The organism is Candidatus Dechloromonas phosphoritropha (assembly GCA_016722705.1).
In the GTDB taxonomy this organism is placed as follows: Bacteria; Pseudomonadota; Gammaproteobacteria; order Burkholderiales; family Rhodocyclaceae; genus Azonexus; species Azonexus phosphoritrophus.
Map to the genome: position 1 here is coordinate 1,320,190 of JADKGN010000004.1, position 13,120 is coordinate 1,333,309.

Below are 13,120 nucleotides of genomic sequence, written 5' to 3' on the forward strand. Positions count from 1 at the left end.
GCGATTGGCAGCGCAATCCGGTGTTCATGAAATGGCCCTCATCGGCCAGTCAGAACGCGCTACGCAAAACCGCGTCATTGCCCTGTTCCGCGACGAGCTAGGCTATCGCACACTCGGCGACTGGACCGACCGCCCGAACAACAGCAACATCGAAATCGATCTGCTCTCGGCTTGGCTGGCAAAGCGCGGTTACAGCGCGGCGCAGATCGGCCGCTCTCTAGATCGGCTGCGCAGCGAAGCTGGCAACCCGGATCGCAGCCTCTACGACAACAACAAGGCGGTGTACAGCCTGCTGCGCTACGGCGTGCAGGTGCAGGCGGCAGCGGGCGAAAATACCGAAACGGTCTGGCTGATCGACTGGAACGACCCGACGCAAAACGATTTCGCGATTGCCGAGGAAGTCACTCTCCATGGCAATCATGTGCGTCGGCCCGACCTGGTGCTCTACATCAACGGGATCGCCGTCGCCGTGGTGGAATTGAAGAACAGCCGTGTTTCCATCGGCAACGGCATCCGCCAGAACATTTCCAACCAGCAGCCGGAATTCAATGCCTGGTTGTTCAGCACCGTGCAGTTCGTCTTCGCCGGTAACGATTCCGAGGGGCTGCAATACGGCACCATCAAGACCGAAGAAAAGTATTTCCTGAACTGGAAAGAAGACGAGGCGGACAACAGCCGCTTCAAGCTCGACAAGTACCTGCTGAAGATGTGCAACAAGGCGCGGCTGATCGAATTGATGCACGATTTCGTGCTCTTCGATGGCGGCATCAAGAAACTGCCGCGTGTGCACCAGTATTTCGGCATCAAGGCAGCGCAGGCGCATGTCCATCGCCGCGAGGGCGGCATCATCTGGCACACGCAGGGCAGCGGCAAGAGCATCGTCATGGTGCTGCTGGCCAAGTGGATTCTGGAGAACAATCCCAACGCCCGCGTCGTGATCGTCACCGACCGCGACGAACTCGACAAGCAGATCGAAGGCGTTTTCCTCGCCGCCGGTTATCCGATGACTCGCGCCAACAGTGGGCGCGACTTGATGACCCGGCTCGGACAGGCGACGCCGCGCCTGCTCTGCTCGCTGGTGCACAAGTTTGGTCGGCGTGACGTCGATGATTTTGAGGAGTTCATCAAGGAACTCGAATCGCAACCCTGCCCGACGGTTGGCGAGCTTTTTGTATTTGTCGATGATGCCACCGCACGCAGAGCGGCAAGCTGCACCGCACGATGAAGGCGCTGATGCCCACTGCGGTCTTTGTCGGCTTTACCGGCACGCCGCTCCTCAAGCAGGACAGGCAGACCAGCCTTGAAGTGTTCGGCGGCTACATCCACACCTACAAGTTCAGCGAAACGGTTGAGGATAAAGTCATCCTCGATCTCGTTTATGAAGCACGGGACATTGACCAGCATCTCGGCTCAAGTGCCAGGGTCGACGCCTGGTTTGAGGCCAAAACCAAGGGCCTGAACGACTGGCAGAAAGCCGCCCTGCGCGAGCAGTGGGGCACCATGCAGCACGTGCTTAGCTCGAAGTCGCGCATGGATCGGGTGGTGGCGGATATTGCTTTCGACTTTGGGGTGAAGCCGCGCCTGTCCAACCAGCGCGGCAACGCCATCCACCTGCTGGAGCGCCATCACAACGACCGCTTCACGACGCTGATGGATGCCCACATGCCGCAATGGCGGCAGTACCGGGAGATGCTGAACAGCCTGCCGCTGGCGCATCAGGAGTGGGGGTATTGAGGGCGAACCCGGTGACGACAGCGGCAGTAGCCTGGATCGCGAATACGGGGTCGCCCTCGCCATGAAGAAAAAATGATGGACGGCCAGTACACCAACCCCCCGGAAAGCTACCTGAAAATCATCAATCCATTGATTGATACCGCGCGTGGCTTTCTGGAGAGGGGTGAGCAACTCGCACCGATCGCATTCGTTGGAAGTTTTGCCACGGGCAAGATGATCCCGATCTTGCTGAACAGCGCGGGTGAAGAAGAAAAGGACCGCTCGGCGCTGGCGATCCGCATCGCGGCCGACACGCTGGAGGCTGATTTCGTCTTTGTGATCATGGACGCCTGGTCCTTGCGCAAGGACAAGATGGCCCAGATGGAAGCCGTCCTGGACAAATACGGCTCGATCGGCGCCAGCCCATATCGTGTCGATGTCGTGTCGTTTGCCCTGGAAACCCGCTACGGCGTGTGGATGGCGCAGTGTGAAATCAAGCCGAAGGGCATTTCGAAAAAGAAACGAACCATCGATTCGCCAAAGTTCCAGTATTTCACCGAAGTCGGGGGCCGCTTTTCGCATTTCCTGAAAGAGCGCCCGAACGACGAAGGAAAAGCCACGCTCCATTGATCTGTAGAAGACCCGCATGAACCAGTCGGCACTGATCCCGGAAATCTGCCGGCGGCTCGGCTGAGTTGCGATTGCTACGGTCAACAGCAAAAAAGCCCGCTTTTTGCGGGCTTTTTCTTGTGCGACCGATCAGGACTCAGGCAGCCTGAGTCACGATCACGTTCTGCGCCGGCATCGGCGCCGGGAAGCCGGCTTCGCCCAGCGCTTCGCGGATCATCCGGTTGGTATCGAAATAGACCTGCCAGTAATGGTCGGTGTGGCAGTAGGGGCGCACCGCCAACACCGGGCCGACCAGCGTGAAATCGAGGATTTCGACATCCACCTTGGGTTCCGCTAGCACATTCGGAATCGTCGCGATTTTTTCGCGCAGCAGGACCATTGCTGCCTGATGATCGGCGGCGCCCGAAAGCTGGCATTTGAGATCGACGCGGCGGAAGGCATTGTGCGAGTAATTCTGGATCGTGTCGCTGAACACCTTGTTGTTGCCGATGATCGTCAGGACGTTGTCCGGCGTGTTGATGGTCGTGGCAAACAATCCCAGTTCGGTCACCGTTCCCGTAATGCCGCCCACTGTGACGAAATCGCCGACCTTCATCGGCCGTAACACGACCAGGAATGCGCCCGCCGCGAAGTGGGCCAGCAAGCCCGACCACGCTAAGCCGACGGCAACGCCGCCCGCCGCGATCAGGGCGGCGAAGGTCGTCGTCTGGATGCCGAAGTAGCCAAGAATGCCAATCACCAGCAAGACGTTCAAAGTCACCGTGACGATCGAGCCGACGTAGCGGAGAACGGTCGGATCGAGTTTCTGGCGCTCCAGCGACGCGCGAACCATGTTGACAACGAAACCGATCAGCCAGCGGCCGATCACCCAGAATGCGACGGCCGCCAGCACCTTGATGCCCACCTCGGTAGCGGTGGTCAGAATGAGGTCCTGCCAGTGTGAAATATCTTCCTTGTTCATTTAGTTTTCTCCGTCAGAAGGGGGAAAAACGCCGAGCCCAGATAAGGCTTCGTCGTACTCCCCGTATTCTAGAAGACATTTCAGGAAATGACGCAAGTAGCCGGGCGTCATTGCCGCGAATCTTACGCGCCCCCAGCGCCTGGTTTGCCGCCACCTGCGTTGACAGCAATCCCGTGCATCCATATAATCCGCGCTCCCATGGCCGGGTCGGTAGCTCAGCTGGTAGAGCATCGGACTTTTAATCCGCTGGTCCCGAGTTCGAATCTCGGCCGACCCACCAGTATTCAGGGAAACCCCGGGGCGCTAGCTCAGTTGGTAGAGCAGCGGACTCTTAATCCGTAGGTCCAGAGTTCGAATCTCTGGCGCCCCACCAGGAACTTGAAGGCTTGCGCTCAGGCGCAAGCCTTTTCAGTTTTCAGGGCAGACAGAAGGGCTGGCTCAGTTCGCCTTGCGGCCAAACTTCTCGGTTAGCTGGTTGAGTTTTTCGAGGCGGCGCTGTTCGGCTTGGGCGGCCTCCTGCGCGGCTCTGGCTGTCTCCTGTTCCGCCTTGCGCTGCTCGGCCTGCTTTTTAAAGCGTTCGCGCAGCAGATCTCCCGAATGGGTGCGCGCCTCCTCGGTGACTTCGCCGGCTGCCGATCCGTCAAGGTTGAGGCGCGCGCTTGCCGTCTGCATTTCCTTGAGGTAGCGCGTCGACATGGTGTGACTGCGCAGTGCCAAGCGCAACGCCCGACGGTTCAACTCCGGTTCTTGCGCGATGAGTTGCTTGTCGATGCCGATCGCCAGCGGGCTGAAATTACGGAACACATCGAAGCGGCCCTGCAGATCCTTGAGCAGGGCGCGCGCGTCGACGGACGAATTGGGTTTCTGGGCGGCTTCGGTCATCTGGGAGTGGGTTCCTTGCGAGCAACGAAGCGTAGCACGAAGCGACGCTGCGCTGAAGCCCGCTCAGGTCTTGTCGATCTTCTTGAACCAGGCCTGCATTCTCTTCCAGCCATCCTCGGCCTCCTCCTTGCGGAAACTCGGGCGATAATCGGCGTGGAAGGCATGCGGCGCGTTGGCATAGACGTGAATCCGCGAGAGTCGGGCAGCCTTGCTGCCTTCCTTCAGCGCCATTTCCATCTTCTCGACGGTCTCCAGCGGGTTGCCCGTATCAAGGCCGCCATACAGGCCAAGCACTGGCGCCTTGAGGTCGGCGGCGATGTTGATCGGGTGGCGTGGCGTGACTTCGTTGACCTCGCCGACCAACTGTCCGTACCAGGCGACGCCGGCCTTGACCTGCGGATTGTGGGCGCAATAGAGCCATGTGATGCGGCCACCCCAACAGAAGCCGGTGATCGCCAGCCGGTCCGTGTCGGCACCTTTGGACGCGGCCCAGGCGACGGTCGCATCGAGATCGCTCATTACTTGGGCATCTGGCGTCCTGCTGGTGATGGTGGTGAGGATTTCCTGAATGTTGCTGATTTTCCGCGGGTCGCCCTGACGCGCAAAGAGTTCGGGCGCGATGGCGCAATAGCCAAGCTTGGCCAGGCGACGGCAAACATCCTGGATGTACTCATGGGCCCCGAAGATTTCGGAAACCACGAGGACGACCGGCGGCCTGGCCACGCCCTTGGGCAACGCGCGATAGGCGACCATCTCGCCATCCTTGACCGGCACCTTGATTTCTCCGGCAAGCAGACCTGTGTCGTTGGTCCTGATCGCCGTCTGCCCCATTACCGGCTGTACGGTAAGTGCGAACCCGGCGCCCAGGCTGGTTACGAGGAAGCCGCGACGGGTAAACGACCGCGCGGGAACGAGACTATCGAATGCGGGATTGGGGGTCATGAATGTCCTCCTTTATTGTAACTACATAAGAACGATGTCGTATTGCTCAGGCGAATAGCTTGGCTCCGACTGCAACGAAACGGGCTTTTCAATGAAATCCGACAACATGGCCAACGCCTGCGATTCCTCGTCGAGAAAGAGGTCGACCACGGCAGGCCCGGCCAGAACGCGGTATTCGCGGGCATTGAACTGGCGCGCCTCGCGCAGCAGTTCGCGAAGGATCTCGTATGCGACGGTGCGTGCGGTCTTGACCTCTCCCCGCCCGCCGCAGGTCGGGCATGGGTGGCACAGCACGTGCGCCAGCGACTCCCGGGTGCGCTTGCGCGTCATCTCGACCAGACCGAGCGCGGTGAAGCCATTGACCGTCAGCCGCGTGTGGTCGCGGGCCAGCGCCTTGTTGAACTCCTCGAGCACGGCCTTCCGGTGTTCCTCGCTTTCCATGTCGATGAAATCGACAATGATGATGCCGCCGAGGTTCCGCAGCCGGAGCTGGCGGGCAATGGTCAGCGCGGCTTCGAGATTGGTCTTGAAAATGGTGTCGTCGAAATTGCGCACACCGACAAAACCGCCGGTATTGACGTCGATGGTCGTCATCGCCTCGGTCTGGTCGAGGATCAGGTAGCCGCCGGATTTCAGATCGACGCGGCGCGCCAGCGCTTTCTGGATTTCGTCTTCGACGCCGTGCAGGTCGAACAGCGGGCGCTGGCCGAGGTAATGCTCGAGCAGCGGCTTGACCGCCGGCGTGTATTCCTCGGCAAAGCTGGTGAGGCGCTGAAAGTTTTCGCGGGAGTCGACCAGGATGCGGCTGGTATCGGGATTGACGAAGTCGCGCAGCACCCGCTGGCCGAGCGAAAGATCCTGATAGAGCACGGTCGGCGGCGCGGAAACGCGCGCCTTGTCGCGGATGTCTGCCGAGATCTTGCGCAGATAGGCTATGTCGGTGGCGAATTCGGCGTCGCTGGCATTTCCGGCCATCGTGCGGACGATGAAGCCGCCGGGCTCGTCGGCGGGTACGAGATGCGTGATCCGCTCGCGCAGCGCCTCGCGTTCCGCTTCGGCCTCGATACGCTGCGAAATGCCGATATGCTTTTCCTGCGGCAGATGAACCAGCATGCGGCCGGCGATCGAAATCTGTGTCGATAGCCGCGCCCCCTTGGTGCCGATCGGGTCCTTGGCGACCTGAACGACGATGCTCTGCCCCTCGGCCAGCACCCGCTCGATCGGCCGCTCGGTCGCCGCTTCGCGCGCCTGCCAGATGTCGGCGACATGCAGGAAGGCGGTGCGTTCCAGCCCGACATCGATGAAAGCCGACTGCATGCCGGGCAGAATGCGGCAGACGCGCCCCAGATAGACATTGCCGACCAGCCCGCGACTGGCGCTACGCTCAATGTGCAGTTCCTGGACGACGCCCTGTTGCATGACGGCAACGCGGGTCTCCTGCGGGGTGAAATTGATCAGTATTTCTTCGTTCATGGGGAATAGAATGCTCGGTTTTGCCTCATTCTACTATGGCCCCAGCCCCAGAACTCCTCGCTCCCGCTGGCTCGCTGGCGATGATGCGTACAGCTTTCGCCTTTGGTGCCGATGCGATCTATGCCGGGCAGCCGCGCTACAGCCTACGCGTGCGCAACAACGAGTTCGGCGACCTCGACAAACTCGGCACGGGCATCGCCGAGGCCCACACCCAGGGCAAGCAGTTCTTCGTGGTCAGCAACATCTTCCCGCACAACGCCAAGCTCACCACCTATCTCGCCGACATGGCGCCGGTGGTCGCCCTCAAGCCCGATGCACTGATCATGTCCGATCCCGGCCTCATCGACATGGTGCGCGAGGCCTGGCCCGATCAGGTGATCCATCTTTCGGTGCAGGCCAATACGGTAAATTGGGCGGCCGTGCGTTTTTGGCAAAAAATCGGCGTCGACCGCATCATTCTCTCGCGCGAACTGTCGCTCGACGAAGTCGCCGAAATCCGCCAGCAATGTCCGGACATCGAGCTCGAAGTATTCGTGCATGGTGCGCTGTGCATCGCCTATTCCGGCCGCTGCCTGCTGTCCGGCTATTTCAACCATCGCGATCCGAACCAGGGCAGCTGCACCAATTCCTGTCGCTGGGATTACAAGGTGCACACGCCCGGCGAGCAAGAAATCCTGCTCGAGGAAAAGGAGCGCCCGGGCGAGTTGATGCCGATCGAGGAAGACGAGCATGGCACCTACATCATGAACTCGAAAGATCTGCGCGCCATCGAGCACGTGCAGCGCCTGGTCGAAATTGGCATCGATTCGTTGAAGATCGAAGGGCGCACCAAGAGCCCCTACTACGTGGCGCGTACCTGCCAGTCCTACCGTCAGGCGATCGACGATGCCGTGGCCGGTCGCCCACTCGCCCCCGAACTGCTGCGCGAACTGGACGGTCTGGCCAATCGCGGCTACACCGACGGCTTCTACCAGCGTCACCATGACGCCGACTACCAGAACTACCTGAAAGGCCATTCGGAATCCGAGCGCAGCCTCTACGTCGGCGACGCCGTGCGTTTCGACCCGGCGCGCAGACTGATGGAAATCGAGGTCAAGAACAGGTTCACCATCGGCGACCGCCTCGAAAGCGTGCATCCGGCCGGCAATCACGCCTGGCTGGTCGAGCACATGGAAAACGCAGCCGGTGAAGCAATCACGGTCGCGCCGGGCAGCGGACACCGGGTCTGGGTCGATTTACCGGAAGATCGTGTCAACGCTTTCGTGGCCCGCTTCGTTTAGGAAACATCCTCGTAAAAACAAGACGACAAATTTTTTGCAATGCACCATTCGCAGGTAACATCAGGATCATGAGCAAAGCACCCACCCGCATGCCACTGATCGACGCGCTGAAAGCCATCGCGTCGCAACTCATCGTGCTGCATCACTTGTCCGCCTACGGGCCGCTGTCTGCCGCACTGCAGCCGGCCGCGCCGGGCCTGGTCGGCTGGTTCTACGACTATGCGCGGATGGCGGTGCAGGTGTTTCTGGTTATCGGCGGATTTCTTGCCGCACGCGGCCTCTCGGCGCAGGGCGACGGCCTCTCCGGCGAGCCGTTCGGGCTGATCTGGAAGCGCTATGCCAGGCTGATCGTCCCCTTCATGGTGGCCATCATGCTGGCCATCGTCTGCTCTGCGGTTGCCGATCGCTGGATGGACGACGATTCCATTCCGGCGCGCGCCACGCGGGCGCAATGGTTCGCCCACCTCTTCCTGCTGCACGGCGTGCTCGGCTTCGAATCGCTTTCAGCCGGCGCCTGGTACGTCGCCATCGATTTCCAGCTCTTCGCACTGATGGCCCTGCTGCTCTGGGCGGGCAAGGCCGGCCGCCTGCTCGGCGGGATGCGTCATCTGGCAGCCGCCCTGGTCTGCGCGCTGGCCGTCACGTCGCTGCTCTGGTTCAATCGTGACGCGGCGTGGGACAACTGGGCGCTTTATTTTTTCGGCGCCTACGGCCTCGGCGCCGCCGCCTGGTGGGCGACCCAGCACGGGCGCCTGGCGACCTGGCTGAGCGTCATCGCCGCCGTCGGCATCCTCGCGCTGGTCGTCGACTTCCGCCTGCGCATCGCACTGGCGCTGGCGGTCGCGCTGGGCCTCGGTTTCGCCCAGCACAGCGGCCTCTTGGAGCGCCGGCCGGAGTGGCCGGTCCTCGCCTTCCTCGGACGCATTTCGTACTCACTGTTCCTCGTCCACTTCCCGGTCTGCCTGCTTGCCAACGCGCTCTTTGTCCACCTCGGCCTGAGCGCACCGGGAGCCGCACTGGCCTTCGTGATGCTGGCATGGGCAGCGAGCATCGCGGTCGCCATGCTTTTCTACCGCTGTGTCGAGAAACCTGCGACCAGCGGGCGAATCGCCGCCGCGCTTGGTCTTGCGTCAGGCAAGGCCAGACTTTCAGGAGTCGTGACGTGAACTGACATGTCGTGTCGGTTCGCGGGTGTCAGTTCTGCACTCGCGGCTATAGAGCCTGCACCGACCCCATGATTGCGAAACATCCAGGTTGGCGCGAAGCGTCATGCCCGATGCCGATCCAGCCTCGCCTCGTCCATCATTGGTCAAGCCGAAGCGGCAGGGCACACTCCACGCACGTCACCACGAAAGCGGCAGACGCAAGTCTACATCTTGGCCTTGTCCGTCGGGTTTCTGCACAGCAACAACCCCGGAGTCTTCAGGCTTGCCTGATATGCGGCGACGGCGACCAGTTGGGCATTATCGTATTTCGTGATGGCATCGAACATTTCGGTGGGGACATCGACGCGCCTTCCATCGCGGACGTCAGTCATCTGACGTAGCAGATACTTGTAGTGCTGGCCCGCCAAGACGGGGTAGAGCGCTTCCTTGCTGCCCCCGCCGTTGGGCTGGTGGCACTTGGCGCACTGGTTGTCGAAGAGTGGCTTACCGTCGGCAATCTGTCTGGCCGCATCTGGCCCTTCATACTTGCCTGAATCATGAGGTAAGCACAGGGTCTCGATATAGGCCGCGACGTCGGCCAGCGCCTGGGCATTGGGAAGCTTCCTGGCAAACGGATACATGGTCGGGTTGTAACGCACCCCGGAGCGAATGTCGGCGAGCTGTTTGACCAACACGGTCTGGTGTTGGCCCGCCAGTTGCGGGATGCTGCCGTCACGATTGCCGGCGCCGCTCGACAGGTGGCAGGCTTCGCAGTAGGCTGTGTAGTATTTATGACCAGCCTTGCTGTGGCCCTCGAGCTTGAGGGCGTCATCCCTTTCCGTAGGCGGGGTGTTTGGCGGGTAATTCCTGATCGCGATGCCTGCTGCGGCTTTTCCTTCGGCCTGTGCGCCGCCGCACACAACCACGCTGACGCCGACCGCCACCATCGCCAATTTCATTTTTGAGATTGTTTTCTTGACTCCTCCTGTTTGCTTTTGGATCAAACGCGAAACGCCAGGCAATTTAATCTGCATTCTTCAGTCATCAAGGGAGACAACGGCGCAGATTTGATGACACCGCAAACGATACGTATCAATACGGTATTGATCTGGCAAACCGATTTGGGTCTAAACGGCTGAGTTTGTCAACTGAAACTTGGGGAACGCGCATCATCAATGTAGTCGGGAAACCTGCTCTCCCGCAACGCTACGTCGGCAGCAGAAAGAACTTGCCGCATACGGCAATTCGGCAACACCGGCAGAGGACCAATTCGGCGGGTTTGTTGTGTCTGGAATGTCGTCGACGCCCGGCAGGCACTCAGCGCTGGAAACTCGTTCACGCTGCCGTTGAATCCCACCACGCGATCGCTTCTGATTCTGATTCTGATTCTGATTCTGATTCTGATTCTGATTCTGATTCTGATTCTGATTCTGATTCTGATTCTGATTCTGCCGCCACAGCATCCGCCACAACGAGAACAGGCTCGAGACGGAAATTGAAGACCGCGAACGCAGTGGTCAATTTGTGCACATCGGATGGCTTGTCGGTTTCGATCACCGCGGAGCCACCGAACTTCCCGATGCGCACAAGAAACTGGTGGAAGTTCAGGCTCGAGGGCATCTGCCAGTTCTAAAAGACAATCGAAGACCCTTTTCTGCGCTGCCTCGTAGTCCACTTGGGATCCACCGGGGCCAATCCTCGTGACTTAGCATCTTGTCATGGAGCGGTTTTGTAGGCATGAGACTTGTGTGGCTTGGGTCGAATAGGTCGCGGTCGGTTTCGGTTGGGGATGAATTTTTGAAGGTTCAGGACAATCTCGGAGAACAGTGCGGCGACGATGCGCGAGGTCAAGCGAAGGCGGCCGGTGAGCACTTGGGGCAGCAGACGGCGCAGATGCGAGAAAGCCAAGGTGCGATTGATACGCCACGGCGAATCTGGGGCGATGAGGTGCTCCGTGGCCAGATAGACCGCCAGCGCATTGAGGTTGTCGCAGAGCATCTTGGCGCCGACGTCCTGACAGGCCGCGAGCCAGGTCAAGCCAGACGTATGCTCAAGCGACAGGCGATGCTTGAGGCGCTTGAAGGCCTCTTCGATGCGCCAGCGCCGATGATAGAGATCTGCGAATGCAGGCGCCGGATACTGCGCACTGTCGAGCAAGGACGTCATGAGCACGCGCACCTTACCGGCGGGTGTCACTTGGCGGATCAGGCGCACGGTCGAGGCCTGGCGGGGACACTCATAATCGACGGCATCCCGGCAATTCGGCGGTGGCAGGGTCACCACGGTGTCGTCCTGGCCGGAGCGCATGAACTGCGTGATGGCGGCAAAGGTCGACGACGAATCGCAGCGCATGCAAAAGGGAATCTCCCGATGCAGCAAGGCGGCCACCAGCCACGCGCCCGGGTAACCGCGGTCGAGCAGCAGCATGTCGTGGCGGTCAATCCGGTCCAGGCGCTCGAACAGCATCTGCCGCTCACCAACCAGGGGGCTGTGCAGGATCAGCGAATCGAACAACTCGATGCCCGGACGAAACAAGCCGAACAGCGTCGCCTCGCGCACACACCGCTTGCCCTCCGCGTTGAGCAAGGTCAAGCGAACCTTGGAGGCATCGGCGGCCAGAACCCGCAATCCCTGCCAGAGCGGCTGACCGGGAAGGGCTTCATCGACCAGCCGCAGCAACTCTGTGTTGAGCGGATCGAAGACATTCGCATAGAGGCGGCTACGCGCCTTCGAGAACGCACTGGCGGTCACCACCCGAGACAAGCGGGTTCGCCGCGCCAGCAGCGTGAAGAACGCATCGAGTTCGCCCTGCACGGCCCCACGCACACCGCTGAGCAGGAAAGCGATCAGATCGGTGAAGGGCAATCCACGGCTGCGCGTGAAATTCCGGGAATCACGGCGAGCCGCTTCGCGAAAGGCTGTGCTCTGAATGAAGTCCGCAAGCCTGAAAAGCACATTGACATATTTAGGACGGCATATTTAACCTATAAATATCAATCCGTTACGAGACCCAATTCTACCACGATATGGCCGGCTTATCGCGGCGGCTGTAAAATATGCAAACGCGCTAAGTCAAGAGGATTGCCACCGGGGCCCTCCCACCAAGTGAGGGCGAATTTCATCTTGTCTCCTCGTCTCGGTTGAATCTGGCTGATCTGCAGCAATATCCCGCTTCAGCCATCAGCGCGTTCAGGAGCAGCTCGTGAATCATCGAATTTTCTCCGGTTCTGTTTCGATGCTTGACGTGAGCGCCAGAGTCCTGCTTCCCGATTCATTGACTACCGGCCGACCGGTGGGTCGGACCGGCATGGTCTCTATGCCATCTTGCCGAAAATCCCGTTCATTTCGTCCTTGGAAAAGGCTCGCAGGGTCTGCCCGCGGACATTGCCCGCGGCGCCGATCGTCAGCGCGAACGCGGTTGCCGACTCGTCATTTTGCGCTTCGATGACGGCAACCAGATCAAATTGCCCAAGTGTCCAGTAGATCTGGGGCATGCTGACGCCGAACTTTTTTGCCGCCTCCATCACGGCTTCGGCGCGTTTCGTGGAGTCCTTGACGTTACGGATACCCTGATCCGTGAAGTTCATCAGTGCAATGTAAGTACCCATGATCGATCTCCTCATGACAAACGGAACCTCAGACAGCTAACAGGCCGGCGACGGTCCCGAAAACGCCGGCTGAACCGTCATGGTTGATCCGTTACCGCGCCTTCGATCGGCGAGCAGAACCAGATCCTGTTGCCCTCGCTGTCAAGAAAGCTCCCTACGTGGAAACCTTCCGCGGGGTACGGCTGCACGGGATTGGCAATGGTCACGCCGCGCACCTTGAGCTCGCGCTCCATATCGGGCGCATGATCGGTTGCCAGGGTGATGCGCGGGTTGAGTTGATCCGTGGGAAGCGCATACCAGCCGTCATCCCTGGACTTCAGCATCACGATGGCACTGCCCAGACTGAAGCCAACCTGACGCGCGCCCTCGAATGCCGGAGGCAGGCCTAGTGTTTCGCCGTAGAAGCGCATTGCGCGCGGCAGATCCGCAACAGCCAACGCTATGACCTTGAGTTTTTGAATACCCAGAGAGCCCATGCAAGTCCTC

At 60.3% G+C, this 13,120-nt stretch carries 12 protein-coding genes, 2 tRNA genes and 1 pseudogene; 6 read left to right on the forward strand and 9 right to left on the reverse strand.

Annotation, left to right across the window (positions count from 1 at the left end; genetic code table 11):
• Nucleotides 1–31 precede the first annotated feature (31 nt).
• Together IPP03_12135 and IPP03_12140 are read left to right on the forward strand one after the other, a co-directional pair.
• Nucleotides 32–1,608, forward strand: a pseudogene (locus IPP03_12135) (HsdR family type I site-specific deoxyribonuclease).
• A 198-nt stretch (nucleotides 1,609–1,806) separates the two neighbouring features.
• On the forward strand, nucleotides 1,807–2,343 hold the full coding sequence (locus IPP03_12140) for a hypothetical protein (protein MBL0353359.1): 537 nt from the start codon (nucleotides 1,807–1,809) through the stop codon (nucleotides 2,341–2,343).
• Between the two features lie 136 nt (nucleotides 2,344–2,479).
• On the opposite strand, the gene IPP03_12145 is transcribed toward IPP03_12140, so the two are convergent.
• A complete protein-coding gene (locus IPP03_12145) occupies nucleotides 2,480–3,304 on the reverse strand; it encodes a mechanosensitive ion channel family protein (protein MBL0353360.1) in 825 nt (274 codons plus the stop codon).
• A gap of 204 nt (nucleotides 3,305–3,508) precedes the next feature.
• On the opposite strand from IPP03_12145, the gene IPP03_12150 reads away from it, so the two are divergent.
• Together IPP03_12150 and IPP03_12155 are read left to right on the forward strand one after the other, a co-directional pair.
• Nucleotides 3,509–3,584, forward strand: a tRNA-Lys gene (locus IPP03_12150).
• A 17-nt stretch (nucleotides 3,585–3,601) separates the two neighbouring features.
• A tRNA-Lys gene (locus tag IPP03_12155) sits at nucleotides 3,602–3,677 on the forward strand.
• A gap of 65 nt (nucleotides 3,678–3,742) precedes the next feature.
• On the opposite strand, the gene IPP03_12160 is transcribed toward IPP03_12155, so the two are convergent.
• From IPP03_12160 to rng, 3 genes are all read right to left on the reverse strand, one after another.
• Nucleotides 3,743–4,186, reverse strand: a complete 444-nt coding sequence (locus tag IPP03_12160) for an osmoprotectant transporter activator (GenBank protein ID MBL0353361.1) — start codon at nucleotides 4,184–4,186, stop codon at nucleotides 3,743–3,745.
• A 63-nt stretch (nucleotides 4,187–4,249) separates the two neighbouring features.
• Nucleotides 4,250–5,128 (reverse strand): dienelactone hydrolase family protein, encoded by an 879-nt coding sequence (locus tag IPP03_12165; GenBank protein ID MBL0353362.1) that lies wholly within the window; start codon nucleotides 5,126–5,128, stop codon nucleotides 4,250–4,252.
• A 21-nt stretch (nucleotides 5,129–5,149) separates the two neighbouring features.
• Nucleotides 5,150–6,601 carry a ribonuclease G gene (gene rng / locus IPP03_12170; protein MBL0353363.1) on the reverse strand — a complete coding sequence of 484 codons (1,452 nt, stop codon included), beginning with the start codon at nucleotides 6,599–6,601 and terminating at the stop codon, nucleotides 5,150–5,152.
• A gap of 35 nt (nucleotides 6,602–6,636) precedes the next feature.
• Between rng and IPP03_12175 the strand changes: the two genes are divergently transcribed.
• Both IPP03_12175 and IPP03_12180 read left to right on the forward strand, forming a co-directional pair.
• Nucleotides 6,637–7,881 carry a U32 family peptidase gene (locus tag IPP03_12175; protein MBL0353364.1) on the forward strand — a complete coding sequence of 415 codons (1,245 nt, stop codon included), beginning with the start codon at nucleotides 6,637–6,639 and terminating at the stop codon, nucleotides 7,879–7,881.
• Between the two features lie 68 nt (nucleotides 7,882–7,949).
• The gene (locus IPP03_12180) at nucleotides 7,950–9,047 is read left to right on the forward strand and encodes an acyltransferase (GenBank protein MBL0353365.1); all 1,098 of its coding nucleotides are present in this window, start codon (nucleotides 7,950–7,952) and stop codon (nucleotides 9,045–9,047) included.
• 203 nt (nucleotides 9,048–9,250) lie between these two features.
• On the opposite strand, the gene IPP03_12185 is transcribed toward IPP03_12180, so the two are convergent.
• The 5 genes from IPP03_12185 to IPP03_12205 form a co-directional block, all read right to left on the reverse strand.
• Nucleotides 9,251–9,985 (reverse strand): c-type cytochrome, encoded by a 735-nt coding sequence (locus IPP03_12185; protein MBL0353366.1) that lies wholly within the window; start codon nucleotides 9,983–9,985, stop codon nucleotides 9,251–9,253.
• Nucleotides 9,986–10,361: 376 nt separating this feature from the next.
• Complete coding sequence (locus tag IPP03_12190) at nucleotides 10,362–10,646, reverse strand: DUF3303 family protein (GenBank protein MBL0353367.1); 285 nt, start codon at nucleotides 10,644–10,646, stop codon at nucleotides 10,362–10,364.
• A gap of 96 nt (nucleotides 10,647–10,742) precedes the next feature.
• Entirely contained in the window at nucleotides 10,743–12,005 is a 1,263-nt protein-coding gene (locus IPP03_12195; GenBank protein ID MBL0353368.1) for an IS4 family transposase, read from the reverse strand.
• 335 nt (nucleotides 12,006–12,340) lie between these two features.
• Complete coding sequence (locus IPP03_12200; protein ID MBL0353369.1) at nucleotides 12,341–12,634, reverse strand: GYD domain-containing protein; 294 nt, start codon at nucleotides 12,632–12,634, stop codon at nucleotides 12,341–12,343.
• Nucleotides 12,635–12,711: 77 nt separating this feature from the next.
• A complete protein-coding gene (locus IPP03_12205; protein ID MBL0353370.1) occupies nucleotides 12,712–13,110 on the reverse strand; it encodes a VOC family protein in 399 nt (132 codons plus the stop codon).
• Between the last annotated feature and the right edge of the window lie 10 nt (nucleotides 13,111–13,120).